Raw genomic sequence first — 26443 nt, 5'->3', positions numbered from 1 at the left:
ACGTCGGACTAAGCCTTTGCTTTTGCTATCACGAACTGCTTCACCTTGTCTTTGTCCGCGGCCATGATCTCGCAGCGGGTTTCTTTTCCCTGCAGGGCGGCCAGCTGGGGCGGCAGCGGCGCGGGAGCACCGATGGCGCGCTCGACCGCCTCGCCGAACTTGGCGGGGTGGGCGGTGGCCAGGCAGACCACGGCGGGATGCCCCTTGACGCACTCCAGGGCCCCGCGCACGCCTACCGCGGTGTGCGGATCGAGCAGGTAGCCGGTCTCCCTGTTGAAGGAGGCGATGGTCTCCAGGGTCATCTCTTCGTTGACGGTGCAGCTCAAAAACTCGCTCTGCACGCGCTGCACCTCTTCGGCAGTGAAGACGATCTTCCCGGTCTGCTGCAGTTCGGCGAAGGCGCTTCTCACCCGCTCCGGGCTCTGGTTGAAGAGGTAGTACAGGTAGCGCTCCAGGTTGGAGGCAAGCTGGATGTCCATGGACGGGGAGACCGTCTGCACCACCTGGCCCAGCGAGTAGTCGCCGTTTTGCACGAAGCGGGAGAGGATGTTGTTCTCGTTGGTTGCGAGCAGCAGTTTCTCGATCGGGAGCCCCATCCTCTTCGCGAGGTATCCCGCGAAGATGTCGCCGAAGTTGCCGGTCGGTACGGAGAAGACCACCTTGCCCTGCTCGGGGAGCCGCCCCCAGGCGTAGAAGTAGTAGACCACCTGCGCCAGCACGCGCGCCCAGTTGATCGAGTTCACGGCGCCCAGCGCGTACTCCTTCTTGAACTCCAGGTCGTTGAACAGGGTCTTGACGATGTTCTGGCAGTCGTCGAAGGTCCCCTCGATGGCGACGTTGTGCACGTTGGCGTCGAGCACGCTGGTCATCTGCAGCGCCTGGATGGGCGAGGTCTTCAGGTGCGGGTGCAGGATGAAGATGTTGATGTTCTCCTTGCCGCGCACGCCGGCGATGGCGGCGCTGCCGGTGTCGCCGGAGGTGGCGCCCAGGATGTTCATCTTCTCGCCGCGCTCCTTCAGGAGGTACTCGAAGAGGTTGCCCAGAAGCTGCAGCGCCACGTCCTTGAAGGCGAGGGTGGGGCCGTGGAACAGCTCCAGGATATAGACGCCGTCCTTTTTCACCAGCGGCGTGGTCTCCTGGTGCTCGAAGCTGCCGTAGGAGCGGTCGATGAGCGCCTTGAGGTCGGCCGACGGGATGTCGGTGGCGAAGAGGGAAATGATATTGAAGGCGAGCTCGCGGTAGGGGAGCCTGGCCCAGGCGGCAAGGGTTTCAGGGGCGATCTGCGGGATGCTCTCCGGGAGGATCAGGCCGCCGTCGGTGGCAAGTCCCATCATCACTGCTTCCTTGAACCCGATCGGCGCGATGTTTCCCCTGGTGCTTATGTATTTCATGTCAGTTCTCTTTCCTGGTGCTGTTTTCGATGTCATTGCTGCAACGCCAATATATAGCAGCTAATGCTGCAAAAGTGAAGAGAATGCTGGGACTCTGCTTGAACCAGGAGCATTTGCCTGCACCGTCCGCCGCTCCATTGGCAGGATAAAATTTGCCCCTGGCAGGAAAATAAACGCGGTGCTGTTAAATTGCCCCAATGCGGCAGCGGAGCGGAGTTGTTTTGCTGTCCTAGGGAGAGAAGAAAATCAGCCTCTGAAGCAGGGGGGTAACCGGCGTGAATGCTTGAAAAACGGCTTACTTTCGCAAAAAAAGCGCTTGCATAAACAACTCTTCCATGCTACATAATGGGTCACATGTTAACGTTCACTCAAAAGTGAGCTCCTCCGGCTCGCTTTTTTTTATGGGAAAACCTAGAGATGGCCAAGGTTGATGTAGTAGAGAGAGTCACGGAAATTGTCGCCGAGATCGGGGGACCGCTCGGTATCGGCCTGGTGGATCTGGAATACAAGCGCGAGGGGCGCGACATGGTGCTGCGGGTCTTCCTGGAGAAGGAAGGGGGCATCACCCTGGATGACTGCGCCGACGTGAGCCGGCAGCTCTCCGACATCCTGGACGTGGAAGACTTCATGCCGGATCACTACAACCTGGAGGTCTCCTCGCCGGGGATCTGCCGCCCGCTCAAGAAGCTCGCCGATTACGAGCGCTTCCAGGGGCATCTGGTGAAGGTGAAGACCTTCGACACGCTCACCGACGACGCGGGGAACAAGCGCAAGACCTTCACCGGGAAACTGGTCGGGGTCAAGGACGGGGTGATCGGCATCGACCTCACCGAGGGACAGCACGCCTCGATCCCGCTGGACAAGGTGGCCAAGGCCAACCTCGAATTCGAATTCTAAATTTTACTTTGCAATTATCAGCAAGCAGAAGGAGACAGTCACGTGGAAACGAGCTTTAACCTCAAGCACACGATCGACCAGATCGTAAAAGAGAAGGGCATCGATAAAAGTATTGTGGTAGAGGCGCTGGAACAGGCCGTTCTCACCGCTGCCAACAAGAAATTTCGCAATACCCGTGATCTGGAGGCGCACTACAACCCCGAGATCGGCGAGGTTGAGCTGTTCGAGTTCGTTACTGTCGTAGACGAGGTGGAGGATTCCTACCGCGAGATCGAGCTGGAGGAGGCGCGCGAGGAAGACCCCGAGGTCGAGATCGGCGACTCCATCGGCATGAAGATGGACGCCTCCGGCTTCTCCAGGATCGCCGCCCAGACCGCAAAGCAGGTGATCATCCAGCGTGTGCGCGAGGCCGAGCGCGAGACCATCTTCAACGAGTTCCAGGAGCGCCAGGGCGAGATCGTGAACGGCGTGGTGCGCCGTTTCGAGAAGGGTGACCTGATCGTGGACCTGGGACGTGCCGAGGCGCTCTTGCCGCACAAGGAGCAGGCCCCGCGCGAGGTCTACCGCCAGGGCGACCGCGTCAAGGCCCTGATCACCGAGATCCGCATGACCACCAAGGGGCCGCAGATCATGCTCTCCCGCACCCATCCCACCATGCTGGCCAAGCTGTTCGAGGCCGAGGTGCCGGAGATCGCGGAAGGTATCGTCGAGATCAAGAGCGTCGTGCGCGAGCCGGGCGGACGCGCCAAGATCGCCGTCTACTCGCACGACGGCGACGTCGACCCGGTCGGCGCCTGCGTCGGCATGCGCGGTTCCCGCGTCCAGAACGTGGTGTCCGAGCTGCGCGGCGAGAAGATCGACATCATCCCCTGGAGCGAGGACATCGCCCGCTTCGCCTGCAACGCCCTCGCCCCGGCCGTGGTGACCAAGGTGTACGTGGACGAGGAGGACTACGCCATGGAAGTCATCGTGGCGGACGACCAGCTTTCGCTCGCCATCGGCAAGCGCGGCCAGAACGTGCGTCTCGCCGCCAAGCTGACCGGCTGGAAGATCGACATCAAGAGCGAGACCCGCATGGCCGAGGCCGAGCTGCAGCAGTTCGCCTCCTACGACGGCACCGAGGTCGAAGAGGAGGCCGCCGAGCCCGTCGAGGCCGCCGAGCCGGCAGCAGTAGTAGAGGCGACCGAAGAGGATTAAGATGCCCAAGGCCACACCACAGAGAAGCTGCCTTGCCTGCCGCGAGACCAAGGACAAGGGGGAACTGCTTCGCTTCGTGCTGGCCCCGGACCGGACCCTGGTCCCCGACCTGCAAAGCAAGCTCCCCGGACGCGGGGCGTACACCTGCCTGAAAGCCTCCTGCCTGAGGCAGGCGGCCCAGAAAAAGCAGTTCTCCCGCGGCTTCAAGGGGGAGGTGCTGGGCGCCGACCCCGAGGGGCTGGTGCAGCAGGTGGTCCGCAAGCTCGAGGAGCGCATCGCCTCCTACATCAGCCTGGCCAACAAGGCGGGCAAGGTGGTGTCGGGCTCCGACCAGGTTCAGGAAAAGTTGAAAAAGGGGGGTGCCGGCCTGTTGTTCGTCGCCACCGACATCTCGCCCGATATCGGCGACAAGTTCAGGGGGCTGGCGCAGCTCAAGGAGGTCCCCTGCATCTCCCTGTTCACCAAGGAGCGTCTTGGGGAATTGCTGGGAAAGGAACTCAGAAGCGTCCTGATTGTTATGGAAAGCGGCTTCGTGGGATCGATTGGATTGGAAATGGAAAAGTACAGGAACTTCTTTGAGGAGGAGCGTGAGTAGATGAGCAAAACCCGCGTATATGAGCTGGCGCAGCAGATGGGGATCGACAATAAGGAGCTTATGGCAAGATTGGCCGAGGCAGGCGTGCAGGTCAAGAACCATATGGCTGTCCTTGAGGATTCGGATATCAAGGCGGTATCCGCCCCTGCGCAGACCCCCCACAAAGAAGTGTCCCAGGAAGAAGTGAGGGTGAAACCGACCCTGATCCGCCGTCGCGCCAAGGCGGTCGAGCCGGAAGCCCCGGCAGCGGCAGCCGAGCCGGCCGAGCCGGAGAAGGCAGAGGCCGCGCAGCCCGTGGCGGTCGAGAAGGCGCCTCCGGTGGAAGAGGTTCCCAAGCGACCGGAACCGGTCCGCGCCAGGATCATCGAGGCGGCTCCGGCTCCCAAGCCGGAGGCAAAGCCCGAGGTGCAGGCCACCCCGGCCCCGGCCGTGAAGGAAGAGAAGCCCGCGGCAGCCGAGAAGCCCGCCCCGGAGGCCCCGGCCGTGCTCGAGAAACCCGCCCCGGAAGCGCCGAAAGCAGAGGCCGCTCCCGCAGCGCCGGAGACCGCCAAACCCGCGGCAGCTGAGAAGCCTGTCGAGGCCGCACCGGCCAAGGCGCCCGAGGCCGCTGCAGCCAAGCCTGAGCCCGAACCGGACAAGCCGACCGCGACCCGCGCCAGGATCCTCGGCCGTGTCGAGATCCCGATCCCGACCCAGCGCCCGGCCGAGCGTCGCGAGTACCAGCGTCCCGCGCAGGGTGAGCGCCCCGCGCCGCGCCCAGGGATGCCCCGCGGCGTCGAGCGCCCCGGCACCGAGCGTCCGGCACCCCGCCCGGGTGCAGGCCGTCCCGGCGAGCGCCCCACCGGGCCGCGCCCCGACCGTCCGGCACCGCTGACCCCGATCGAGCCGCCGCCGCTGTTGGACGATCGCGGCCGCAAGGGGAGAAAGGCTGCCCCCGCAGGCGGCACCGACTTCGGCAAGAACGGCAAGAAGGGCGCCGCAGTTGCCGGCAAGGGGAAAAAGGACAGCTTCAAGGACATGCTCGACAAGCGCGAGCGGGTCTTTGAGCCCGGTCCCCGCTCCAAGGGGAAGAAGGGCAAGTACGTCGAGAAGGTCCAGGTCGGCAGGAAGACCGAGATCACGGTCCCGAAGGCCATCAAGAGGATCATCAAGATCAGCGAGTCCATCACCGTTGGCGAACTGGCCAAGCGCATGGGCATCAAGGCCACCGACCTGATCCGCGCCCTCATGAAGCTCGGGGTGATGGCGACCATCAACCATCCGCTGGACTTCGACACCGCAACCCTCCTCGCAACCGATTTCGGCTACGAGATCGAGAACGTGGCGCTGGACGTGGACGAACTGCTCGAGGCGGAGCCCGATGCGCCGGAGGCAATGCAGAAGCGTCCGCCGGTCGTCACCATCATGGGTCACGTCGACCACGGCAAGACCTCGCTCCTGGACGCCATCCGTCAGGCCAACGTCATCGCCGGCGAGGCCGGCGGCATCACCCAGCACATCGGCGCTTACGACGTGGAACTCAAGGGTCAGAAGATCACCTTCCTCGACACCCCGGGCCACGAGGCGTTCACCGCGATGCGCGCCAGGGGTGCCAAGGTCACCGACATCGTCATCCTGGTGGTCGCGGCCGATGACGGCGTCATGCCGCAGACCCGCGAGGCGGTAAACCACTCGAAGGCTGCGGGCGTCCCGATCATCGTGGCGATCAACAAGATCGATAAGCCGGAGGCCAACCCGAGCAAGGTGAAGCAGGAACTGATGGAGTTCGGCCTGGTTTCCGAGGAATGGGGCGGCGAGACCATCTTCGTCGAGGTTTCCGCCAAGAAGCGGATCAACCTCGAGTCGCTGCTCGAGATGGTTCTCCTGCAGGCCGACGTCCTCGAGCTCAAGGCCAACCCGGACAAGACCGCACGCGGCACCGTGGTCGAGGCCAAACTGGACAAGGGGCGCGGCCCGGTTGCGACCGTCCTGGTCCAGGAGGGTACCCTCAGGGCAGGCGACTACTTCGTGGCCGGCATCCACTTCGGCCGCGTACGCGCCATGCAGAACGACCGCGGCGAGAAGGTGAACGCCGCCGGACCGGCCATGCCGGTCGAGGTCATCGGCTTCAACGGAGTGCCCGACGCGGGCGACATCTTCGTGGCCATGACCGACGAGAAGCAGGCCAAGGAGATCGCGAACCACCGCCAGATGAAGCTGCGCGAATCCGAACTGGCCAAGCACAGCAAGCTCTCCCTGGAGCAGCTCTACGAGAAGATCCAGAAGGGCGAGGTCAAGGACCTCAACACCATCGTCAAGGGCGATGTGCAGGGTTCCGTCGAGGCCGTGGCCGAGTCCCTCAGGAAGCTCACCACCGACGCCATCCGTCTCAACGTGCTGCACGCCTCCGTTGGTGCCATCACCGAGACCGACGTCAACCTGGCCAGCGCCTCCAACGCCATCATCCTCGGCTTCAACGTCCGCCCCGAGGTCAAGGCGGCGGCGCTCGCCGAGAAGGAAGGGGTCGACGTCAGGCTGTACAACATCATCTACGACGCGGTGGACGACATCAAGAAGGCGATGGAAGGCCTCCTCGAGCCGACCTTCAAGGAGAAATACCTTGGCCGTGCCGAGATCAGGGAAGTCTTCTCGGTGCCCAAGGCGGGCATGGTCGCCGGTTCCTACGTCACCGACGGCAAGATCATCAGGAACGCCCAGGTCCGCCTGCTGCGTGACAACGTGGTGGTCTTCGAAGGAAAACTGGGGAGCCTGCGCCGCTTCAAGGACGACGTGAAGGAAGTCGCTACCGGCTACGAGTGCGGCATGAGCCTCGAGAACTACAACGACATCAAGGTCGGCGACATCTTCGAGTGCTTCGAAATGGAGAAGGTGGCCGGCAAACTGTAACCGACGAACACACGGGGGGAGCGGCGTCCCGCGTCCGGCATCCCGGCCGCGGTAGGCCCTCTCCCCTTATCGTTTTATGATTCAGCCCGTTTTCCGCCCGGAGCAAGGTGGGCGGGCAAGGCAGGGCGAATGATTATTCGCCCCTACGGGTGAGTGGTCCATGACAATGGCACTTCCCCGACTGACAAGAGAGAAACAATCATGGTAAAGCGTTCCGACAAGGTTGCCGAAGAGATCCACAAGATCATCTCGGAACTCCTGATAAAGGGTCTCAAGGACCCCCGCATAGGCTTTCTCACCATCACCGGAGTCAAGGTCACCGCCGATCTTAGGCAGGCGACCGTCTACTTCACGGTGCACGGCGACGATGCCGCCAAGAAGAACAGTGAGGCGGGACTCAACTCCGCCAAGGGCTTCATCCGCAAAGAGATCGGTCAGGCCCTCAAGTTGCGTTTCACCCCCGAGGTGACCTTCAAGTACGACACCTCGTTGGACTACGGCCAGCATATCGAATCGATTCTGAAGGAGATTGGGGCTACGGATGACGGCGACAACAGCTGAGATTAAGCGGATAGTGGCGGAGATCGACCAGGCGCAGAGCTTCCTGGTAACCAGCCACGAGAGCCCCGACCCCGACGCGGTCGGTTCTTCCCTGGCTTTGGCCAACTACCTCACCGCGCGCGGCAAGGACGTCACCGTCTACCTGAGCGACCCCGTCCCGGACAACTGCTCCTTCCTCCCCATGGCGGATCAGGTCTACGGCGAGATGCCGGACCGCGACTTCGACGTCTGCTTCGTGCTCGACGTCGGCGAGTTCCGGCGCGCCGGCAAGGCGGTCACCGAAAACATGCGGATCGGCCGCTTCATCAACATCGACCATCACCTGGGGTGTGAGAACTTCGGCGTCTGCAACCTGATCGACCCCAAGGCGAGCGCCACCGCCGCCCTCATCTACCGGATCATCAGGGCCGCCGGCGACGAGGTGGATTTTCCCACCGCGCTCTGCATCTACACCGCCATCCTTTCCGACACCGGGAGCTTCCACTATTCCAACTCCGACCCAGAGTCCTTCGCCATTGCCGGCGAGATGATCGGCAAGGGGGTGAACGCGTGGAGCGTCAACGAGAACCTCTACGAGAGCGAGCCTCTGCAGAGGATCGCGCTCCTCGCGCTGGCACTCTCGGACCTGACCGTCTCCCCCTCGGGCGAGTACGCCTCGGTGACGGTGACCCTGGACATGTACCAAAAGACCGGCGCCACCGCCCAGGACACCGACCGCTTCATCAACTACCCGCGTTCCATCAAGGGGGTGCAGGTGGCGCTCTTCTTCCGCCAGGTGGAGGAGGGGCTCTTCAAGGTCGGCTTCCGGTCCAAGGGTAAGGTGGACGTCTCGGCCGTCTCCGCCTCCTTCGGCGGCGGCGGGCACCACAACGCCGCCGGCTGCATGGTGCGCGGGACCCTCGCCGAGGTGAAGGCGCAGGTCTTCGACCGGCTGGAGCAGATGCGCTGATGCTGAACGGCTTTTTCGTGATCGACAAGCCGGCCGGTGTCACCTCGCATGACATCGTGTCGAAGGTCCGTCGCGCCATCAATCAGAAGAAGGTCGGGCACACCGGGACCCTCGATCCCTTCGCCACCGGCGTCTTGCCGGTCGCGGTGGGGGAGGGGACCAAGGCGATCCAGTTCCTGGACGAAGCGGAGAAGGAATACCGGGCCGTCCTGCGGCTGGGGGTCGCCACAGATACCCAGGATCTCACCGGAGAGGTGATCGCAGAGCGGGAGTGGTCGCACCTCGCCCCTGCCGACCTGGAGCGGCTGGTGCCGCAGTTCCTGGGGCTCCAGAAACAGCTTCCTCCCATGTTCTCCGCCATCAAACAGGGGGGCGTGCCGCTCTACAAGCTGGCCCGGAAGGGAATCGAGGTCGAGCGCGAGGCGCGCGAGGTGGAGATCCACTCGCTCGTCTTCGAATGGATCCGTCTCCCCGAAGCCTGCTTCACCGTGCGCTGCTCGCGCGGCACCTACGTGAGGACGCTCGCCTGCGACATCGGCGAGGCGCTCGGCTGCGGCGCGCATCTCCTGGAGCTGCGGCGCACCAGGAGCGGGCTCTTCAGGGAGGCCGACGCCATCAGCATCGAGACGCTGGCCGGAGCCGCTGACCAGCAGGCGCTACTCATGCCCCTCGACCGTGCGCTCGAGCACCTCAAGGCGCTTTTTCTCACCGAGGCAGGTGGGAGGAAGGTGTTGAACGGCGTGGTACCGCAGCCCCATGATTTCATTGAAGCTCCGGGTGAACTGGCCCAAGGGGAACAGGTGCGGCTCTATCTGGGGGAGCGTTTCGCTGCAGTAGCGGAGTACGACAAGCTCAAAGGGCTGCGTCTGGCACGCGTATTCAATTAGTATTCCTTCTTTACACGTACTTGCTTTTGTGATAAGAGTTAAAGGTCTTGATCTATTCCGCGGCGACAAGCTTAGCGGGCAGGTATAAATAAGTAAAATAACTAGGAAGCGGAAGGGGGTGTAACCACATGCTGCAAACGGAAAAGAAGCAGGAAATCATCACAGCTCATAAGCTGCACGATTCCGACACGGGTTCGCCGGAAGTGCAGATTGCAATTCTTTCGGAGCGTATCACCTATCTGACTGAGCACTTCAAGACTCACAAGAAGGATCATCACAGCCGTCGCGGTCTGCTGAAGATCGTCGGTCAGAGAAGGGGTCTGCTTGACTACCTGAAGAAGAAAGACGTCGAAAGGTACAAAGCGATCATCGCTAAACTCGGCATCAGAAGGTAAGAAAAGGCAGTATACCTCACTGGGGTATATTGCCTTTCCTCTTTTTTATCATGTAAGGGCCTCGTGCCCTTTTCTTTGTTGGGGGCGTGGATAAAACTGCCCTGCGGCGCACCTTTACGCCCGCAAGGCGCTTTTCTCGGCGGCCCCAACACCAACCAGAACAAAGCCAAATGGAGGCCGTAACAATGGTACACACTGTACAAGCAGAGTGCTGTGGCAAAACTATCACTATCGAAACAGGCAAGATCGCCAAGCAGGCAAGCGGCGCGGTCATGATCAAAAGCGGCGACACCATGGTGCTCGTCACCGCCGTCGCCATGAAAACCGCCAAGGAAGGGCAGGGCTTCTTCCCGCTCACCGTCAACTACCAGGAGAAAGCGTACGCGGGCGGCCGCATCCCCGGCTCCTTCTTCAAGCGCGAAGGGCGTCCCTCCGACAGCGAAACCCTGACCTGCCGTCTCATCGACCGTCCCATCCGTCCGCTGTTCCCGGAAGGGTTCCTTAACGACACCCAGATCATGGCCACCGTCATGTCGGCCGACAAGGACCACGATCCCGGCATCCTCGCCATGATCGGCGCCTCCGCGGCGCTCATGGTATCCGACGCGCCCTTCGCGGGCCCGATCGCCGGCGTCAAGGTCGGCCGCGTGGACGGCAAGTTCATCGCCAACCCGAGCGCCGAGCAGGAAGAGCAGAGCGACATGGAGATCGTGATCGCAGCCTCCAAGGACGCGATCCTGATGGTGGAAGGGAGCGCCTCCGAGGTCTCCGAGGACGACCTCCTCGAAGCGATCTTCTTCGGCAAGGAAGCGGTGCAGGGTATCCTGGCAGCGCAGGAAGAACTGGCTGCCAAGGTCGGCGTCGTGAAGCGCGACGTCCCGGCGCCGGTAGTGAACGAGGCCCTGAAAGCCCGCGTCGACGCGCTCGCCAAGGAAGAGATGAAGGCTGCGGTTCGCATCAAGGCCAAAGGCGAGCGTCACGACGCCATCGACGCCATCACCGAGAAGACCGTGGCGGCACTGGCCGAGGAGTTCGAAGGCTCCGAGAAAGAGGTCAAGGCCTTCATCGAAGACCTCGAGTACAACCTGGTGCGCGAGCACATCATCAAGGACGGCTCCAGGATCGACGGCCGCGACACCAAGACCATCCGTAACATCGCCACCGAGGTCGGCTTCCTGCCGCGCGCCCACGGTTCCGCCCTGTTCACCCGCGGCGAGACCCAGTCCATCGTGGCCGCCACCCTGGGCACCTCGGTCGACGAGCAGCGCATCGACTCGCTCTACGGCGATTCCAGGAAGAAGTTCCTCCTGCACTACAACTTCCCGCCGTACTCCGTCGGTGAGACCAGCTTCCGCCTCGCCCCGGGCCGCCGCGAAATCGGCCACGGCATGCTCGCCGAGCGCGCGCTGCAGCAGGTGCTCCCGAAACACGACGACTTCCCCTACACCATCCGCATCGTCTCGGACATCACCGAGAGCAACGGCTCCTCCTCCATGGCCACCGTTTGCGGCGGCTCCATGTCCATGATGGACGCAGGCATCCCGATCAAGGCACCGGTCGCTGGTATCGCCATGGGCCTCATCAAGGAAGGCGACGAGTACGCCATCCTCTCCGACATCCTGGGTGACGAAGACCACCTGGGCGACATGGACTTCAAAGTGGCCGGTACCGCCGAAGGCGTCACCGCGCTGCAGATGGACATCAAGATAGGCGGCGTGACCCGCGAGATCATGGGTGCCGCGCTGGCACAGGCAAAGGCAGGCCGCGTCCACATCCTGGGTGAAATGGCCAAAACCCTCGCGACCCCGCGCGGCGACCTCTCCTCCTTCGCACCGCGCATCACCACCATCTGGGTCAAGGTCGACAAGATCCGCGACGTCATCGGTAGCGGCGGCAAGAACATCAGGAGCGTCACCGAGGCGACGGGCGTGGCCATCGACATCGAGGACACCGGCAAGATCAACATCGCCTCCAACAACAAGGAAGCATGCGACCTCGCCATCAAGATGATCCGCAACCTCACCGCCGAGGCCGAGGAAGGGAAGCTCTACATGGGCACCGTCAAGAAGATCATGGAGTTCGGCGCGTTCGTCGAGATCTTCCCGGGAACCGACGGTCTGGTGCACGTCTCCGAGCTCGACACCGAGCGCGTGAAGAACGTGAGCGACATCCTCAAGGAAGGGGACAAGGTGCTGGTGAAGTGCATCGGCATCGACAAGCAGGGCAAGATCAAGCTCTCCCGCAAAGAGGCTCTGGGCCAGACCTTCACCGAATAACATCTCTCATGTGAGAGCTGGCAATTTTCGGCTTTCCCGGTATAGTTCTAGCCATGATTAAAAAGACCACGCTAAATAACGGTATCCGCGTCATCACCGAGCGGATACCGTATGCCAGCTCAGTTTCCATCGGCATATGGGTCGCCAACGGCTCCCGCCACGAACGGCGGGAGTCGAACGGCGTCGCCCACTTCATCGAACATCTCCTCTTTAAAGGGACGCAACGCCGCTCTTCATTGGATATCGCCCGCGAGATCGACTCCGTGGGCGGCGTCCTGAACGCCTTCACCAGCCGCGAATACGTCTGCTACTACGCCAAGGTCCTGGACAAGTTCCTCCCCCGGGCGGTCGACCTTCTGACCGACATCTTCCTCCATTCCACCTTCGACAGCGAAGAGATCGAAAAGGAGCGCCGTGTGGTGCTCCAGGAGATCAACATGATGGAGGACACCCCGGACGACCTGATCCACGACCTGTTCCACCAGCACTTCTGGAAGGGGCATCCGCTGGGGATGTCCATCCTGGGTGATGCCGAGAGCGTCACCGGGCTCTCCCGCGACGCAATCATCGCCTACAAGGAGCGGATGTACCGCGCCGACGACGTCATCGTCACCGCCGCCGGCAACGTCACCCACGAGAAACTGACCGTCCTTTTGGAGGAGTTCCTGCAGGGGGTGGAACCGGGACACGGCAGGAGCGAATCGACTCCTCCGGTCTACGAGCGCAGGATCGAGCTGGTCGAGAAGGACCTGGAGCAGATCCACGTCTGCCTCGGCCTCAAGGGGGTGCAGCAGAGCCACCCTCAGCGCTACGACGCCTTCATCATGAACGCCATCCTCGGTGGCTCCATGAGCTCGCGCCTGTTCCAGGAGGTGCGCGAGAAGAGCGGGCTTGCCTACTCGGTCTACTCCTACATCGCCTCACATGCCGACGCCGGTTCCCTGGTGGTCTACGCCGGCGCCAGCCCGGAAAACTCCAAGGAGCTCCTCGAGATCATGCTGCGCGAGATCGGGCGCTTCAAGAACGAGCCCGTCCCCGTCGACCAGCTCGAGGCTGCCCGGGAGCAACTGAAGGGGAACCTCCTCCTGTCGCTTGAGTCCAGCGACAACAGGATGTCCCGCCTGGCCAAGAACGAGATCTACTTCGGCACGCCGCTGCCGCTCTCCGAGATCATGGAAGGTTTCGACCGTGTCACCTCCGAAAGCATCCAGCAACTCGCCAACGAGATCCTGGACAACTCCGCGCTGACCCTGGTCATGCTGGGCCGGATCGGCACGCCCGCCTTCTCGAATTCCGACATAAACGTCTGATGAAAACGATCCCGATACGGATAAAGCGCCTGCGGTCAGCCCCTCTCCCCTGCTACATGACCGAGCAGGCGGCGGGCGTCGACCTGCACGCCGCGCTCGATGAGGATTTCGTGCTGCATCCTGGCGAGCGGGCCCTGGTGCCCACCGGGATCGCCGTCGAGATCCCTGCCGGGTTCGAGGCGCAGGTGCGCCCCAGAAGCGGGCTCGCGCTCAGGCACGGCATCGCCCTGGTCAACTCGCCCGGCACCATCGACGCCGACTACCGCGGCGAGATCGGCGTCATAGTTATCAACCACGGCAACGAACCCTTCGCCATCAAAAACGGGGAGCGCATCGCCCAGATGGTCTTCGCCCGCTGCGAGCGCGCCGAGTTCATCGAGGTGGACGAGCTGGGCGAAACCGGCCGCGGCGCAGGCGGGTTCGGGCACACCGGCAGATAAGATGTCCACTGTAGGGGCGAATAAATATTCGCCCTGACCGTCCCCCCTCTCCTGGGGGAAAGGGGCGGGTGAGGTGGCTCTTGCTGATTAGGGCGAATGATTATTCGCCCCTACAGAATCGGTCATCGCTTGCCGGCCACCTTAAGCCGGGCAGCCGCGTCACCCATCCTGAAACCACCTTACGGGGGCACGCATATGAAAGATCCTCGCGTCAGACAATTCGCCGAAGTCCTGGTCAACTACTCGGCCCGCGTTCAGCCGGGCGACGTGGTGCTGATCTCCTGCGCCGGCCTGGAAGGTGCGCCGCTGGTCAAGGAGCTCTACGCCCTGTGCCTGGAGAAGGGGGCCAAGTACGTCGAGTACGAGTTCAGCATCCCGGACATCGGACGCTACTTCTACAACCTCGCCAACCCCGACCAGCTCTCCTACTTCCCGCAGCACAAACTCGACTTCATGAAAGAGGTGGACGTCTACTTCGGCCTCTCCGCCGCGGACAACTCCATGGTGATGGCCAAGGCGAACCAGCAGAGCATGATCGCCTGGTCCAAGGTGGTGCGCCCCATCATCGACCAGCGCGTCAAGGGGACCCGCTGGGTGGTCACCCGCTACCCGACCCACGGCGCCGCGCAGGAAGCGCGCATGAGCCTGGACGAGTACGAGGATTACCTCTTCGCCGCCTGCTGCATGGACTGGGAGGAGGAGTCGAGGAAGCAGGACGCGCTGAAGGCGTGCGTCGACGCCGCCGACCGGGTGCGCATCAAGGCCTCGGACACGGACCTCTCCTTCAGCATCAAGGGGCTCCCCGGCATCAAGTGCGACGGGCGCCTGAACATCCCCGACGGCGAGGTCTTCACCGCGCCGGTGCGCGACTCGGTGGAAGGGTACATCACCTACAACTGTCCCACCGTGTACCAGGGAAAGGAATTCAACAACATCCGCCTGGAGTTCGAGAAGGGGCGCATCGTCAAGGCCACCTCGCCCGGCATGGACGCGGAGCTGAACCGCATCCTCGACACCGACGAGGGGGCGCGCTACGTGGGGGAGTTCGCCGTCGGCGTGAACCCCAAGATCCGGGTGCCGATGCGCAACATCCTCTTCGACGAGAAGATCTTCGGCTCCATCCACTTCACCCCCGGGCAGGCCTACGACGAGTGCGACAACGGCAACCGCTCCGCCGTGCACTGGGACATGGTGAAGATCCTGGCCGGAGACGGTGAACTGTGGTTCGACGACATCCTGATCCAGAAGGACGGCCGCTTCGTGCACGAGCCGCTTCTGGGACTAAACCCGGGTGATTAGACATGCTGCTTGAGATCAATCCCCATAACCCGCAACCACGGCTCGTCGCCAAGGTGGTGGAGATCCTGAAAAACGGCGGCGTCGTGGCCTATCCCACCGACACCACCTACGGCATCGGCTGCTCCATCTTCAGCAAGAAGGGGATCGAGCGGATCTACCAGATCAAGCAGCGCGACCGCAAGAAGCCCTTCTCCTTCATCTGCACCGACATGTCCGAGATCGCACGCTACGCGCGCGTCTCCAACTACGCCTTCAAACAGCTGCGCCGCCTGCTTCCCGGGCCGTACACCTTCGTCCTGGAGGCGGCCACGGTGGTCCCTGACCTGTTGCAGACCAAGCAGAAGACGGTTGGCATCCGTATCCCGGACAACGAGATCTGCCTCGCCATCGTGAGGGAACTCGGTGCTCCCATCGTGACCACCAGCGCCAACCTCTCCGGTGAGGATCCCATCGGCAACCCCTGGGCCGTCGAACACGAACTCGGGAAGCAGCTCGACCTGGTGGTTGATGGCGGCGATCTTTCCGCCGACGTGAGCTCCGTGGTCAGCCTGATCGGCGACAGTCCCGAAGTGCTCAGAAAGGGCGTCGGGGACGTGAGCTGGTGCGAATAGGACCGTCCCGACCCGAGGTTATGTCCCATGCGTAAAACCACGGTACGCCGCGGCATCAGAGCCATCTGCGCCGGCATCGTCGCCCTGATCGTCGCCACCTTCTTTCATAGCGAGCTCTCCGCCCTGTTGAGGCTCGGCATCGAGGGGGAGGCACGCCTCACCTTCCTCGGTTTCTTCCTGTCGGGGATGCTCGGGGGCTTCGGGGTGCTGGTTGCCGCCCTGGGGCTTTTGCAAAGCGGTGTGGCACAGCCGCGGGTGCGCCTTTTTCCAAGTCTCCTCCTCCTCTTCTCCCTGGTCGTCCTCTTCTTCGTCTTCACCTACACCTGGATCACCTCGCCACCCCCTCCGGCCCTTCCGCCGGGAGAGAGCATCAACATCTAGAAGCAGGTCGAGGTTCAGGTCGAGATCCGGTTTTTTCGGTTCCCCTAAACCTTAACCTTAACCTCGGCCTGGTTTTCATGATATATTGGCCGGAATGAAAATAATGAAAAGGGAGGGTGGCATGTTCCGTCTCACCATTCACACTGCGTTTGCCGCGGCCCACAATCTGATCAATTACCAGGGTGACTGCGAAAACCTGCACGGCCACAACTGGAAAGTCGAAGTCTCCATCACCACCAACGAGCTGGACAAGGCGGGCCTGGGCATCGACTTCAAGATCCTCAAGCGGGAGACCAACGATCTCCTGAAGACGCTGGACCACAAGTACCTCAACGAATTGGCCCCCTTCGCCGATGTTTCCCCTTCCTCCGAGAACATCGCCCGGTACCTCTACCATGAGCTGACCAAGATCTTCGGCTCGGAAAAGGTCAAGGTGGAGATGGTCACCGTCTGGGAATCGGACTTCGCGGCGGCGAGCTACTATGAGTAAACTGCAGGCGCCCCTGGTCGAATGTTTTTCCTCCATCCAGGGGGAAGGGGTGCTGGTCGGCCTGCGCCAGGTCTTCCTCCGCTTCTCCGGCTGCAACCTGAACTGCAGCTTCTGCGACACCCCCGGCATGAGCGCCGTTCCCGACGACTGCCTGCTGGAGCTGACCCCGGGACGGCGCGATTTCTTCAAGGTGCCCAACCCGGTCCCGCTGGAGCGCGTCGCCACGCTGATCGAAAGCTGGACCGCCGCCTGGCCGGGGATTCACCACTCCATCAGCATCACGGGGGGCGAGCCGCTTCTCTTCGGCACGCTGCTCGAGGAATGGTTGCCGGTCTTGAAAAGGCTCCTTCCGATCTACCTGGAGACCAACGGCACCCTCCCCGAGGCGCTGGCGCCGCTCATCCCGCACTTGGACAGCATCGGCATGGACATCAAGCTTCCCTCTTCGTCCGGCTGCCCCGAGCTGTGGGATCAGCACCACGCCTTTCTGGAGCTGGCGGCCATGAAGGAAGTCTTCGTCAAGATCGTGGTGGACCAGGGTACCGAGGACTGGGAGATCCAGCGCTCCTGCGCCATGATCGCCGCGGTGGATCCGTCCATCCCGCTCATCCTGCAGCCGATGACCCGCGCCGACGGGAGCATCGGCATCGATGCCCTGCGGACCCTGGAACTCCAGGAACTCTGCTCCTCGCTCAGCGAGGTGCGGGTCATCCCGCAGACCCACAAGTTTATGGGGCAGCTGTAGCCATCCCCGGCCGGTACTCCTCCGGCCTCCCTCCACCTTCGGGAGAGGGGCGGAGGCGCTGCTGCTCCGATTCCCGATTGTCGCAGCTCTTCCCGCGGTCACTTCCCTCACCCGGCCTGCGGCCACCCTCTCCCGGGGGGAGAGGGGAGCATGACGACAGGAACATAACGACAGAAGTTAAGGGCGCCCGTTCCGGGCGCCCTTTCCTTTTCACGGGGTGGCCGTTATAATGAGTGGCTGTGGCATCCCCCCAGGAGGTTTCCCACGTGCAGAGGCTAGCCAAGGTAGACGAGATGAACGCGGTGTTGGAAGAGCTCTCCAGCCAGCACCTGAAGGGAAAGGTGAGGGCCTTGCGCCTGAGCCTCATGGCCCTTTTGACCGGCGGCCATATCCTCCTTGAGGACATCCCGGGATTGGGCAAGACCACCATGGCCCTTGCCTTTGCCAGCGCCCTCGGGCTCTCCTTCGGCCGGGTCCAGTGCACCAGCGACCTGCTCCCCTCCGATATCACCGGCCTCTCCGTCTTCGACCGCACCGAAGGACGCTTCAACTTCATCCGGGGCCCCATCTTCAACAACATCGTCCTGATCGACGAGATCAACCGCGCCATGCCCAAGACCCAGAGCGCGCTCCTGGAGGCGATGGAGGAGCGCCGCGTCACGGTGGAGGGGGTCACCTACCAGCTCCCCGAGCCGTTCCTGGTGCTGGCGACCCAGAACCCGGTGGAGCAGGTCGGGACCTACCCGCTCCCCGAGTCGCAGATGGACCGCTTCCTGATCCGCACCGGCATCGGCTACCCCCCCGAGGAGATCGAGAAGGGGATCCTGAGGCAGGGGAGCATACGCGACGAGATCCTGCAGATTCCGGCTCTGGTACGGATCGACGACTTGGTGACCGCCATAAGGACCGTCAAGAGCGAGGTGTACGTCGGCGAGAAGGTGACCGACTACGTCTACGCCATCATCAAGGCGACCCGCAACCACCCGCTGATCCAGGCAGGTCTCTCCACCCGCGGCGGCATCGGCATGGTGGATGCCGCCAAGGCGGCCGCCTACCTGCACGGCCGCGACTTCGTGGCGCCCGAGGACGTCAGGGACGTGGTCCATGCCGTCTGCCCGCATCGCCTCATCTTCCGCCCTGAGCACGAAGGGGTGGACAAGGAGCACGTATTAAACGCGATCTTAAAGGAGATCCCTCTCCCGCTCACATAAGGCTCACCAAGGGGGGCGGGCTGTACGTCGCCTCGACGCTGCTCTTGGGGGTGTCCGCGGTCAACACCGGCAACAACCTCCTCTTTCTCATCGTCGCCGCCATGCTCGCTTTCATGGCGACCACGGGGGTCCTGGGGTGGCTCAACATCCGTGGGCTCGCACTCAGCGTGCATCTGCCCGACGAGGTATATGCCGGCGGCGAAACCTTCGTCTCCGTCACCCTGGCCAACGCCAAGAAGTTCCTCCCTTCCTTCCTGATCCGGGTCACCCTCTCGGGGAGTTCCACCACCTTCCTGCTGATCGAGAAAGATCGGCCGCAGTCGGGTTCGCTGCTGCTTTGCTTCCCGGTGCGTGGCCCCCTGCAGCCGCTTACGGCATCGGTGAGTTCCCCCTTTCCGGTGAACTTCTTCGTCCGTGCCGCCGCGCTCCCCGTTGCCGAGCGTTGCACCGTGTTCCCCGCGCCGCGTGCGCTGACGGTGCCGGCTCCCGGCGGGAAGCCGGACGCCGGGGAGGCCGCTTCCGTGGCTGTCGCCGGTTACGACGGGGAGCTGGCCAAGATCTCCGACTACCGTGGCGGAGAGCCCCTGAAGCTGATCCACTGGCGCCTCTCCGCCAAGCACGAGGTGCTCAAGGTAAAGGAACTGACGGCGACGGCCGCCGAGCCGCTGCTACTCGACCTGGACCTGATCCCGGGGCGCGACCTGGAACAGCGCCTTTCCTTCTGCAGTTTCCTGGTGAACCGCCTCATCAAGGGTGGGCGCCCGGTCGGCCTGAAGCTTGGGGCGCGTGTGATCTCCCCGGCCAATACGAGGGCCCATCGGCTCAGACTGCTCACGGAGCTTGCCGGCTATGGTAAAGATTGACCTCCTGTTGAGCGGGCTCACCGCCTGCGTCGCGCTGATCGGATACCTGCCGCTGCAGGCCTACCTCGATCCCTTCGCGCGCTTTTTCTTCCCGGCGGCTCTCGCCCTGGCCGCCTTCCTCCAGGTGCGGGGGCGCGCCCTGCCGCCGCGGGTGCTGACGCCGGCGTCGATACTGCTCTTTGCGTACCTCGCCTCGGGGTTTTCCCTGAGCCGCCTGGTCCCGGTGACCGCAGACCTCTTGGTGGTCTTTCTCGGCGTGAGGCTCCTCGGCGAGCGGACCGGGCGCAACTACCTGCAGGCCTTCGCGCTGGCGCTGTTCTGCCTGTCCGCCTCCTCGCTCTACGAGATCTCCGCCCTGTTCCTGGCCTACCTCTTCTCCCTGCTGCTCCTGCTGGCGGTGGCCCTGGTGCTTCTGACCTTCCATGCCGACGACCCGGCCAGCGTCCTCTCCCGAAAAGAGGCGAAGAGGGTGCTGGGCGTCGCCGCGCTCATCCCGGTTGCCTCGCTGCCGCTGCTCCTCTTGTTCTTCTTCTTTCTCCCCAGGACCCAGTTCCCGATCTGGAACTTCATGAACCCCCCGGTCGGCAAGAAGACCGGCTTCTCCGACACGGTGCAGCCGGGGACCGCCCCCGCAGTCGCGGAGGTGAAAGGGGTCGTGCTGCGCGCGGTCACCCCGAGGGTGCCGGAGCAGAGGCTCTACTGGCGCGCGGTGGTGCTGAACGCCTTCAAGGGTGAGGCGTGGGTGCGGGAGCCCGTGCCGCAGGATGCCCCGGCGCGGGTCAGGGGGGAAGTGGTGCTCCAGGAGATCTACCCGGAGCGCTCCGACAACCCCTACCTCCCGGCTCTCAACGTGACGCGCTCCATCACCGGGCTTCGCAACGAGCCCGCCAGTGACGGCGTCTTCCAGGCGCGCCGCCCCTTGGACCAGAAGGTCAGGTACCTGGCCGACTCCGCTCTCGCCGACACCGTCACGGTGCCGCGCATCGACCGCGAGTTCTACCTGAGGCTTCCGGTACACATCTCCGAGCGCATCCGCTCGCAGGGGCGGGACGTGGCGCAGTCCGGGCGCAGCGCCGTCGACAAGATGAGGACCCTGGAGGCATTTTTCCGGAGGCAGCGCATCACCTACGCCAATACCGGCCTCCCGGTGGGGGGGGACCCGCTCGACTCCTTCCTCTTCAAGAAGAAGCGCGGCAACTGCGAGTACTTCGCCTCCTGCTACGCCATACTGCTGCGCCTGGCCGGGGTTCCCTCGCGCCTGGTCGGGGGGTACCGCGGCGGGACCTACAACGCCATGGGGGGGTACTACCTGGTCACCGAGGACATGGCGCACGTCTGGGTGGAGGCCTACCTGGACGGGGTGGGGTGGCGGACGGTGGACCCGAGCGCCTGGGCCCTGGGGACGGTGCGGAGCACGCAGGCGCGGGGCGTTGCCATGTACCTCGACATGGTCGGGTTCTACTGGGACAAGGCCGTGGTCACCTATGACCTTGACAAACAGATGGCCTTGGTGCGAAATGCCGGGAGCAAGGCCCGCAACCTGCGGTTGCCTCCCTGGTTAGGGAGGGGGATGCTCCTGGCCCTGGCGGCGCTGGCGTCGCTGCTGCTTTGGGTTTTCTGGCGCAGGCGGCGCCCCCCCACCGTCGAGGCGCGTCTTTTACGGCGCATGCTCCGCCTGCTGGCCAAGCGCTATCCCGGCGAGATAAGCGGGAACGAAGGGCTCTTCGAGCTCTCCGCCCGGCTGCACGACCGGCACCTGGCCCGGTTCGTCGCCGTGTACGGCTCCGCCGTCTACCGCGACCGTCCCCTGAGCCGCGCCGAGGCGGCAGAACTCGAGGAAATCGTCCGGGAAGCATCCCAGGATCGTCCTTGACACGGGACCGGCTTTGATTTAGTTTTAGCTTTCCGTATTTTCAGGGGTTACGAGGCGATAACTTGGCTTCCAAAAAAGAAAAAATTCTGGAAAGTGCACAGCGGTTCGTGCTGAAGGGGCAGATCGACAAGGCAATCAAGGACTACCAGCAGGTGGTGGCCATGGAGCCCAACGACATCCGCTATCGCCAGCGCCTGGCCGAGCTCCTCGTGCGCGACAACCGCAAGGATGAGGCGATCCAGCAGTACGAGGACATCGGCAAGCACTACGCCGACAACGGCTATTTCCTCAAGGCGATCGCCATCTACAAGCAGATCCAGCGTCTCAACCCCGGCAATCTCGCCACCGCGCTCACCATCGCCCACCTCAATCACCAGCAGGGGCTGATCGGCAACGCGATGGCCGAATACAGTCAGGTGGCGGCGCAGTACGAGAAAGAAGGAGCCTTGAAAGAGGTTCTCAAAGTGGTGGAAAAGATGCTGGGCGTAGACGCCGAGCACGCCGCCACCAAGCTGAAGTATGCGGAACTGCTCTATGCGACCGGTGCACAGGAGCAGTCCAGGGAGGCCTTTGCCGCTCTGGCTGCCGGATTGCGCAGCCGCGGCCTTGCGGACCAGGCAGCCTCGGTCGCCGCGCGTGCCCACGAGCTCTTCCCGGAACAGGAAGAGGCCCAGCCGGCACCTCTGTCTGAAAATGAAGGGCTTTCCCTGACCGGCTTTGAGTCAGGTGAGGAGGTGCCCGGAGTACAGGCGCCGGCGGCCCACTGGGAGGCTCCCGTCGAGGAGCCGGTGCTCCCGGACTGGGACGCTCCCGCGGCTGAGCTCCCCGACCCCTTCGCGGCGCCCGCCGCGACGCCGCACCCCGAACCCGCACCCGTGGAGGCATCCCCGGCCTCCTACGAGGCCCCTGCCCCGTGGGACACCGAAGAGGAAGACGCCGAGACGGCGGGCTCCATAGCCTGGGAAGAGGAAATCGAACTCGACCTGGACGATGATCTCTTCGAAGCGGCACCGGCTCCCGAAGCGGCGGCCGTCGTCGAGGCTCCCCAGCCGTCGCCGGAGCCCGCAGCCCCGCCAGCGGCCGAGGTGGAGCTCCCGCTCGATTTCTCGCTGGAGCTGAACTTCGACGAGGTCGAGGAGAAACTGGAGGAGGCCGAGCCGGAAGAGGCCACCGCTTCGGTGGTCGAGCTCGACCTGGAGCAGGGAGGGGAGCTGGAGTTGACCCTGCCGGACCAGGAAGCCCCCATCGGCGAATTCTCCTGGGAAGAAGAGGCGGAACTGCCGCAAGAGCCCGCCGAACCCGAGCAAGCCGCGGAACCGACCGAGATCGAGGAGGTCGAGCTGGAGCTGGAGCCGGTCGCTGAGATTGATCTGGAGGCGGAGACGTCTCCGGGGGCGGAAGCGTTAACCGCCCCGGAGCAGGTCCAGCCGCGCGGCTGGGAGGAGATCTTCCCGCAAGCGGAGGCCGGCGCCGCCGACCTCGACCTCGAGGAGCTGGAGTCGCATTACGATCTGGGGATCGGCTACAAGGAGATGGGGATGTACGCCGGTGCCATCAAGGAGTTCGAGATCGCCGCGGCGAACCCGCAGCGCCGTTTCGACTGCCTCACCCTGCAGGCGATCTGCTACCGCGACAAGGGGGAGCCGGCCAAGGCCGAGGAACTCTTGCGGCGCGGGCTGGACCTGGACGTGATCTCCAAGGACGAGCGGACCTGTCTCAACTACGAGCTGGCCGTGCTTGCGGAGGGAAGCGGCGCGGTGGAAAAGGCGATCGAGCTGTACCGGGAGGTGATGCGCGCCAATCCCGCCTACCAGGATGCTTCCAGCAGGCTCTCCGCCCTCTCGGGCGAGGAGGTCCCGGACATCATCGACCTGGAGCTGGAAGAGGGGGCCTGACCCCTACCAAGATAAGAGGTTGAGCGGTGGGACCAGGCGAACCGGCGCCTGGAAGAAGTCCCCGATGTAGTCGGGGGGGACCGGGGGAAGCGGACCGGCCGATTCCAGCGTCTTCTGCACGGCCCGGTCGTAGACGATGTTTCCCGAACTTTCCAAAATGGTGCTGCCGATGATCTCGCCGCTACGGGTGATGGTGATGTTCACCACGATCGGCGCCACCTTCTGATCCTTTTGTTCCAACCACCACTTCTCGTTGACCCCCTGCAGCAGCCTGATGTAGTACTCCTTGATCTCCGGGCGGAGCGTCTCGCCGTCGCTTAGCGTCCTGAAGTATCCCTTGGTGAGCCCCATCCCGAAGGTGGTGTGGGAGCGTTCCTCGGCGGCCGTCTGGGTTTTCGCGGGCTGCGGCGCGGGGGCGGCGGGCTGCGCGGCCTGCACCTGCTGTGGCGGAGGGGTTGGCGGCAGCGGCTCAGCCTCTTCCTCGGCCTGTTCCGGGTCGGGTTCTGGCTGAGGCTGGGGCTGGACCGCGGGGGCGGCCGGGACGGGTGCGGGGATGGTGTTGAGGTCGACGTAGGTCACGGCGGGGCGCGCCGGCTCACCCCCTCCCGGGATGCCCAGAAGGAGCGCGGCGCAGACCAGGTGCAAAACCAGCGAGACCGTGAGCCCGGTGAGCAACTGCCTGTTGAGGCTGGTGGGGTATTCCTCTTCCTCGAGCGGATCTAACGCGTCTTGCATGTCTGTTGCCCGTCCTTCTCCGGCCCCGAAAGCGGGGCGTGCCGCGTGGTTAGTGTCCGTCATGTATAGCAAATTAGCGACGGCCCTGGCAACCAAAGAAAGACGTTTACGGAAAAAGCAAAGGGACCCGGAAAGGTCCCTTTTGTGTTCGTTCGCAACACTCCCCCCCGTCAAGGAAGGGGGAGCTCTGGCCGGCAACCCGGTGCTGTCCCGCTACATGCTCTGGGCATCCACCACGGCGATGGCGGCCATGTTGACGATGGTGGCGACGTCGTCGCCTCTTTGCAGCACGTGCACCGGTTTCTTCATCCCCATTAACAGCGGCCCGATCGCCTCGGCGCCTCCCAAGCGGTGCAACAGCTTGTAGCAGATGTTCCCCGAGTTCAGGTCCGGGAAGATCAGGATGTTGGCGGGGCCGGTCAGGGTGGAGAAGGTGTAGTTGGCGAGAAGCTCCGGCGTCACCGCCGTGTCCGCCTGCATCTCCCCGTCTATCTCCAGCTCGGGCGCCCTTTCCTTCACGATCTCCACCGCACGCTTCACCTTCTGGGTCAGCGCGTGATTCACCGACCCGAAGTTGGCGAAGGAGAGCATGGCGATCCTCGGCACGATGTCCAGCAACTGCACCTTTTCCGCCGCCAGGAGTGCGGTCTCCGCCAGTTCCTCCGCGGTCGGCTCGATCTCCACCGTGGTGTCGGCCATGAAGTAGATCCCCTTCTTGAATACCATCATGTACATGCCGTGCACGCCGGACAGCTGCGGCTGCCTGCCGATCACCTCCAGCGCCGGCCTGATGGTGTCCGGGTAGTGGGTGTCGATACCTCCCAGGAGGGCGTCGGCGTCCCCCATGTGCACCATCATGGAGCCGAAGTGGTTGCGCGACTTGCGGCGCACGATGCGCTGCGCCTCGGAGAGCGTGATCCCCTTGCGCTGCCTCAGGCGGTACAGTTCCTGGGCGTAGGCTTCGGTGAGCTCGGAGTCCTCAGGATCGACGATGGTGACGTTCAGCTCCATTCCCAACTCGGACATCTTCTCCAGCACCTTGTTCCGGTTGCCGATCAGTATCGGCTTGGCGATCCCTTCCTCCACCAGGTGGTAGGCCGCCTTGAGGATCTTCTCGTTGTCCCCCTCGGGGAAGACGATTTTCTTCGGATCGCACTTGGCCTTGTTGATGATGGCGCGCATGGTCTCCTTGGCGCGCCCCTGCAGCGTCTCCAGCCACTCGACGTAGCGGTCCATGTCCTCGATGGGGGTGCGGGCCACGCCGCTTTTCATGGCCGCCCTGGCCACGGCCGGTGCCACCCGCAAAAGGGCACGCGGGTCGAACGGCTTGGGGATGATGTAGTTGCGCCCGAAGGAGAAACTCTCGTTGCCGTAGGCGCGGCAGACCGAGTCCGGGCACTCCTCCTGCGCCAGCTGCGCCAGGGCGAACACTGCCGCCTTCTTCATCTCCTCGTTGATGGTGCTGGCCCTGACGTCGAGGGCGCCCCTGAAGATGAAGGGGAAGCCGAGCACGTTGTTCACCTGGTTCGGGTAGTCGCTCCTGCCGGTGGCCATGATCACGTCGGAGCGGACCGAGAGCGCCTCTTCCGGGGTGATCTCCGGGTCCGGGTTGGCCATGGCCATGATGATGGGATCCTTGGCCATCTCCCGCACCATCTGCGGGGTCACCGCCCCCTTGGCCGAGACGCCGATGAAGACGTCGGCGCCGCGCATCGCCTCCTCCAGGGTGCGCAGATCCGTGTCCAGCGCGAGGCGCTCCTTGTAGGGGTTCATCCCCTCGCTCCTTCCCTTGTAGATCACCCCCTTGGTGTCGCACATGCAGAGGTTTTCCGGATTCGCCCCGAGCGATATGGCCAGGTTGGCGCAGGCGACGCCGGCGGCGCCGGCCCCGTTCACCACGATGCGCGCCTGCTCGATTCTCTTTCCCACCAGCTGCAGCGCGTTTATGAGCGCCGCCGAGCAGATGATGGCCGTGCCGTGCTGGTCGTCGTGGAACACCGGGATGTTCATGGTTTCTTTCAGTTTTTCCTCGATGTAGAAGCATTCCGGCGCCTTGATGTCCTCGAGGTTGATGCCGCCGAAGGTCGGCTCCAGAAGCTGCACCACCTTGATCACGTCGTCCGGGTCCTCCGACTTCACCTCGAGGTCGAAGACGTCGACGTCGGCGAAGCGCTTGAAGAGGACCCCTTTCCCCTCCATGACCGGCTTGCCGGCCAGGGCCCCGATGTTGCCCAGCCCCAGTACGGCCGTGCCGTTGGAAACGACCGCGACCAGGTTCCCCTTGGCCGTGTAGAGATATGCGTCCGAGGGCCTCTGCTCGATGGCGAGGCAGGGCTCGGCGACTCCCGGCGTGTAGGCGAGGGACAGGTCGAGGGAGGTCAGGCAGGGCTTGGAGGAGACCACTTCGATCTTTCCCTTGCGGCCGCTGGCGTGATATTCGAGCGCGTCTATCTTCTTCGTCATGATTTCCTCCTCGAAACAGGTGGTGACGGCGAGCTATCGGACTGGAAATACGGCTGGAGCGACATGTGCGTGCAAAAGATGGAAACAGTGCTG

General features: G+C 63.5%; 23 protein-coding genes. 20 read left to right on the top strand and 3 right to left on the bottom strand.

All coding sequences use genetic code 11. The features are described from left to right. Positions 1-8 precede the first annotated feature (8 nt). On the bottom strand, positions 9-1391 hold the full coding sequence (gene thrC / locus KP003_RS13085) for a threonine synthase (protein WP_217299660.1): 1383 nt from the start codon (positions 1389-1391) through the stop codon (positions 9-11). 417 nt (positions 1392-1808) lie between these two features. Between thrC and rimP the strand changes: the two genes are divergently transcribed. The 20 genes from rimP (at position 1809) to KP003_RS12985 (ending at position 23152) form a co-directional block, all read left to right on the top strand. Next, the gene (gene rimP, locus KP003_RS13080; RefSeq protein ID WP_216499438.1) at positions 1809-2288 is read left to right on the top strand and encodes a ribosome maturation factor RimP; all 480 of its coding nucleotides are present in this window, start codon (positions 1809-1811) and stop codon (positions 2286-2288) included. 42 nt (positions 2289-2330) lie between these two features. After that, a complete protein-coding gene (nusA, locus tag KP003_RS13075; RefSeq protein WP_216499437.1) occupies positions 2331-3485 on the top strand; it encodes a transcription termination factor NusA in 1155 nt (384 codons plus the stop codon). A gap of 1 nt (position 3486) precedes the next feature. Continuing rightward, a complete protein-coding gene (locus KP003_RS13070; protein WP_216788701.1) occupies positions 3487-4080 on the top strand; it encodes a DUF448 domain-containing protein in 594 nt (197 codons plus the stop codon). After that, a complete protein-coding gene (infB, locus tag KP003_RS13065; RefSeq protein WP_216499435.1) occupies positions 4081-6966 on the top strand; it encodes a translation initiation factor IF-2 in 2886 nt (961 codons plus the stop codon). A 201-nt stretch (positions 6967-7167) separates the two neighbouring features. Next, complete coding sequence (locus tag KP003_RS13060) at positions 7168-7527, top strand: ribosome-binding factor A (protein WP_216499434.1); 360 nt, start codon at positions 7168-7170, stop codon at positions 7525-7527. After that, on the top strand, positions 7508-8476 hold the full coding sequence (locus KP003_RS13055; RefSeq protein ID WP_217299659.1) for a DHH family phosphoesterase: 969 nt from the start codon (positions 7508-7510) through the stop codon (positions 8474-8476). The genes KP003_RS13060 and KP003_RS13055 overlap by 20 nt, the downstream gene beginning before the upstream one ends. A 2-nt stretch (positions 8477-8478) precedes the next feature. After that, positions 8479-9363: a tRNA pseudouridine(55) synthase TruB gene (gene truB / locus KP003_RS13050; RefSeq protein WP_216791974.1), complete on the top strand. Its 885-nt coding sequence runs from the start codon at positions 8479-8481 to the stop codon at positions 9361-9363. A gap of 128 nt (positions 9364-9491) precedes the next feature. Continuing rightward, complete coding sequence (gene rpsO / locus KP003_RS13045; RefSeq protein ID WP_129127510.1) at positions 9492-9758, top strand: 30S ribosomal protein S15; 267 nt, start codon at positions 9492-9494, stop codon at positions 9756-9758. Between the two features lie 185 nt (positions 9759-9943). Beyond that, the gene (gene pnp, locus KP003_RS13040; RefSeq protein WP_216499431.1) at positions 9944-12034 is read left to right on the top strand and encodes a polyribonucleotide nucleotidyltransferase; all 2091 of its coding nucleotides are present in this window, start codon (positions 9944-9946) and stop codon (positions 12032-12034) included. 53 nt (positions 12035-12087) lie between these two features. Then, positions 12088-13344 (top strand): M16 family metallopeptidase, encoded by a 1257-nt coding sequence (locus KP003_RS13035; protein WP_217299658.1) that lies wholly within the window; start codon positions 12088-12090, stop codon positions 13342-13344. Next, positions 13344-13784 carry a dUTP diphosphatase gene (gene dut / locus KP003_RS13030; protein WP_216499429.1) on the top strand — a complete coding sequence of 147 codons (441 nt, stop codon included), beginning with the start codon at positions 13344-13346 and terminating at the stop codon, positions 13782-13784. The genes KP003_RS13035 and dut overlap by 1 nt, the downstream gene beginning before the upstream one ends. Before the next feature lie 195 nt (positions 13785-13979). Further along, positions 13980-15083 (top strand): aminopeptidase, encoded by a 1104-nt coding sequence (locus KP003_RS13025; RefSeq protein ID WP_216499428.1) that lies wholly within the window; start codon positions 13980-13982, stop codon positions 15081-15083. A gap of 2 nt (positions 15084-15085) precedes the next feature. Next, positions 15086-15694: an L-threonylcarbamoyladenylate synthase gene (locus tag KP003_RS13020; RefSeq protein WP_217299657.1), complete on the top strand. Its 609-nt coding sequence runs from the start codon at positions 15086-15088 to the stop codon at positions 15692-15694. Positions 15695-15721: 27 nt separating this feature from the next. Beyond that, positions 15722-16075: a hypothetical protein gene (locus KP003_RS13015; protein ID WP_217299656.1), complete on the top strand. Its 354-nt coding sequence runs from the start codon at positions 15722-15724 to the stop codon at positions 16073-16075. Positions 16076-16196: 121 nt separating this feature from the next. Then, positions 16197-16565 carry a 6-carboxytetrahydropterin synthase QueD gene (gene queD / locus KP003_RS13010; protein WP_216499425.1) on the top strand — a complete coding sequence of 123 codons (369 nt, stop codon included), beginning with the start codon at positions 16197-16199 and terminating at the stop codon, positions 16563-16565. Continuing rightward, complete coding sequence (locus KP003_RS13005; RefSeq protein ID WP_216499424.1) at positions 16558-17310, top strand: 7-carboxy-7-deazaguanine synthase QueE; 753 nt, start codon at positions 16558-16560, stop codon at positions 17308-17310. The genes queD and KP003_RS13005 overlap by 8 nt, the downstream gene beginning before the upstream one ends. Before the next feature lie 293 nt (positions 17311-17603). Continuing rightward, positions 17604-18521: an AAA family ATPase gene (locus KP003_RS13000; protein ID WP_216499552.1), complete on the top strand. Its 918-nt coding sequence runs from the start codon at positions 17604-17606 to the stop codon at positions 18519-18521. 50 nt (positions 18522-18571) lie between these two features. Continuing rightward, positions 18572-19384, top strand: coding sequence for a DUF58 domain-containing protein (locus KP003_RS12995; protein WP_367620869.1), 813 nt, complete (start codon positions 18572-18574; stop codon positions 19382-19384). Beyond that, on the top strand, positions 19371-21257 hold the full coding sequence (locus tag KP003_RS12990) for a transglutaminase TgpA family protein (RefSeq protein ID WP_217299655.1): 1887 nt from the start codon (positions 19371-19373) through the stop codon (positions 21255-21257). Before KP003_RS12995 ends, KP003_RS12990 begins: the two co-directional genes overlap by 14 nt. Positions 21258-21319: 62 nt before the next feature. Next, positions 21320-23152, top strand: coding sequence for a tetratricopeptide repeat protein (locus tag KP003_RS12985; RefSeq protein WP_217299654.1), 1833 nt, complete (start codon positions 21320-21322; stop codon positions 23150-23152). Positions 23153-23155: 3 nt separating this feature from the next. On the opposite strand, the gene KP003_RS12980 is transcribed toward KP003_RS12985, so the two are convergent. Further along, positions 23156-23887, bottom strand: coding sequence for an energy transducer TonB (locus KP003_RS12980; RefSeq protein WP_217299653.1), 732 nt, complete (start codon positions 23885-23887; stop codon positions 23156-23158). Between the two features lie 213 nt (positions 23888-24100). Then, positions 24101-26350 carry an NADP-dependent malic enzyme gene (locus KP003_RS12975; protein WP_217299652.1) on the bottom strand — a complete coding sequence of 750 codons (2250 nt, stop codon included), beginning with the start codon at positions 26348-26350 and terminating at the stop codon, positions 24101-24103. Positions 26351-26443: the final 93 nt, after the last annotated feature.

The organism is Geomonas diazotrophica (assembly GCF_019063885.1).
Taxonomy (GTDB): Bacteria; Desulfobacterota; Desulfuromonadia; order Geobacterales; family Geobacteraceae; genus Geomonas; species Geomonas diazotrophica.
This window is presented reverse-complemented; position numbering and strand designations above follow the sequence as displayed.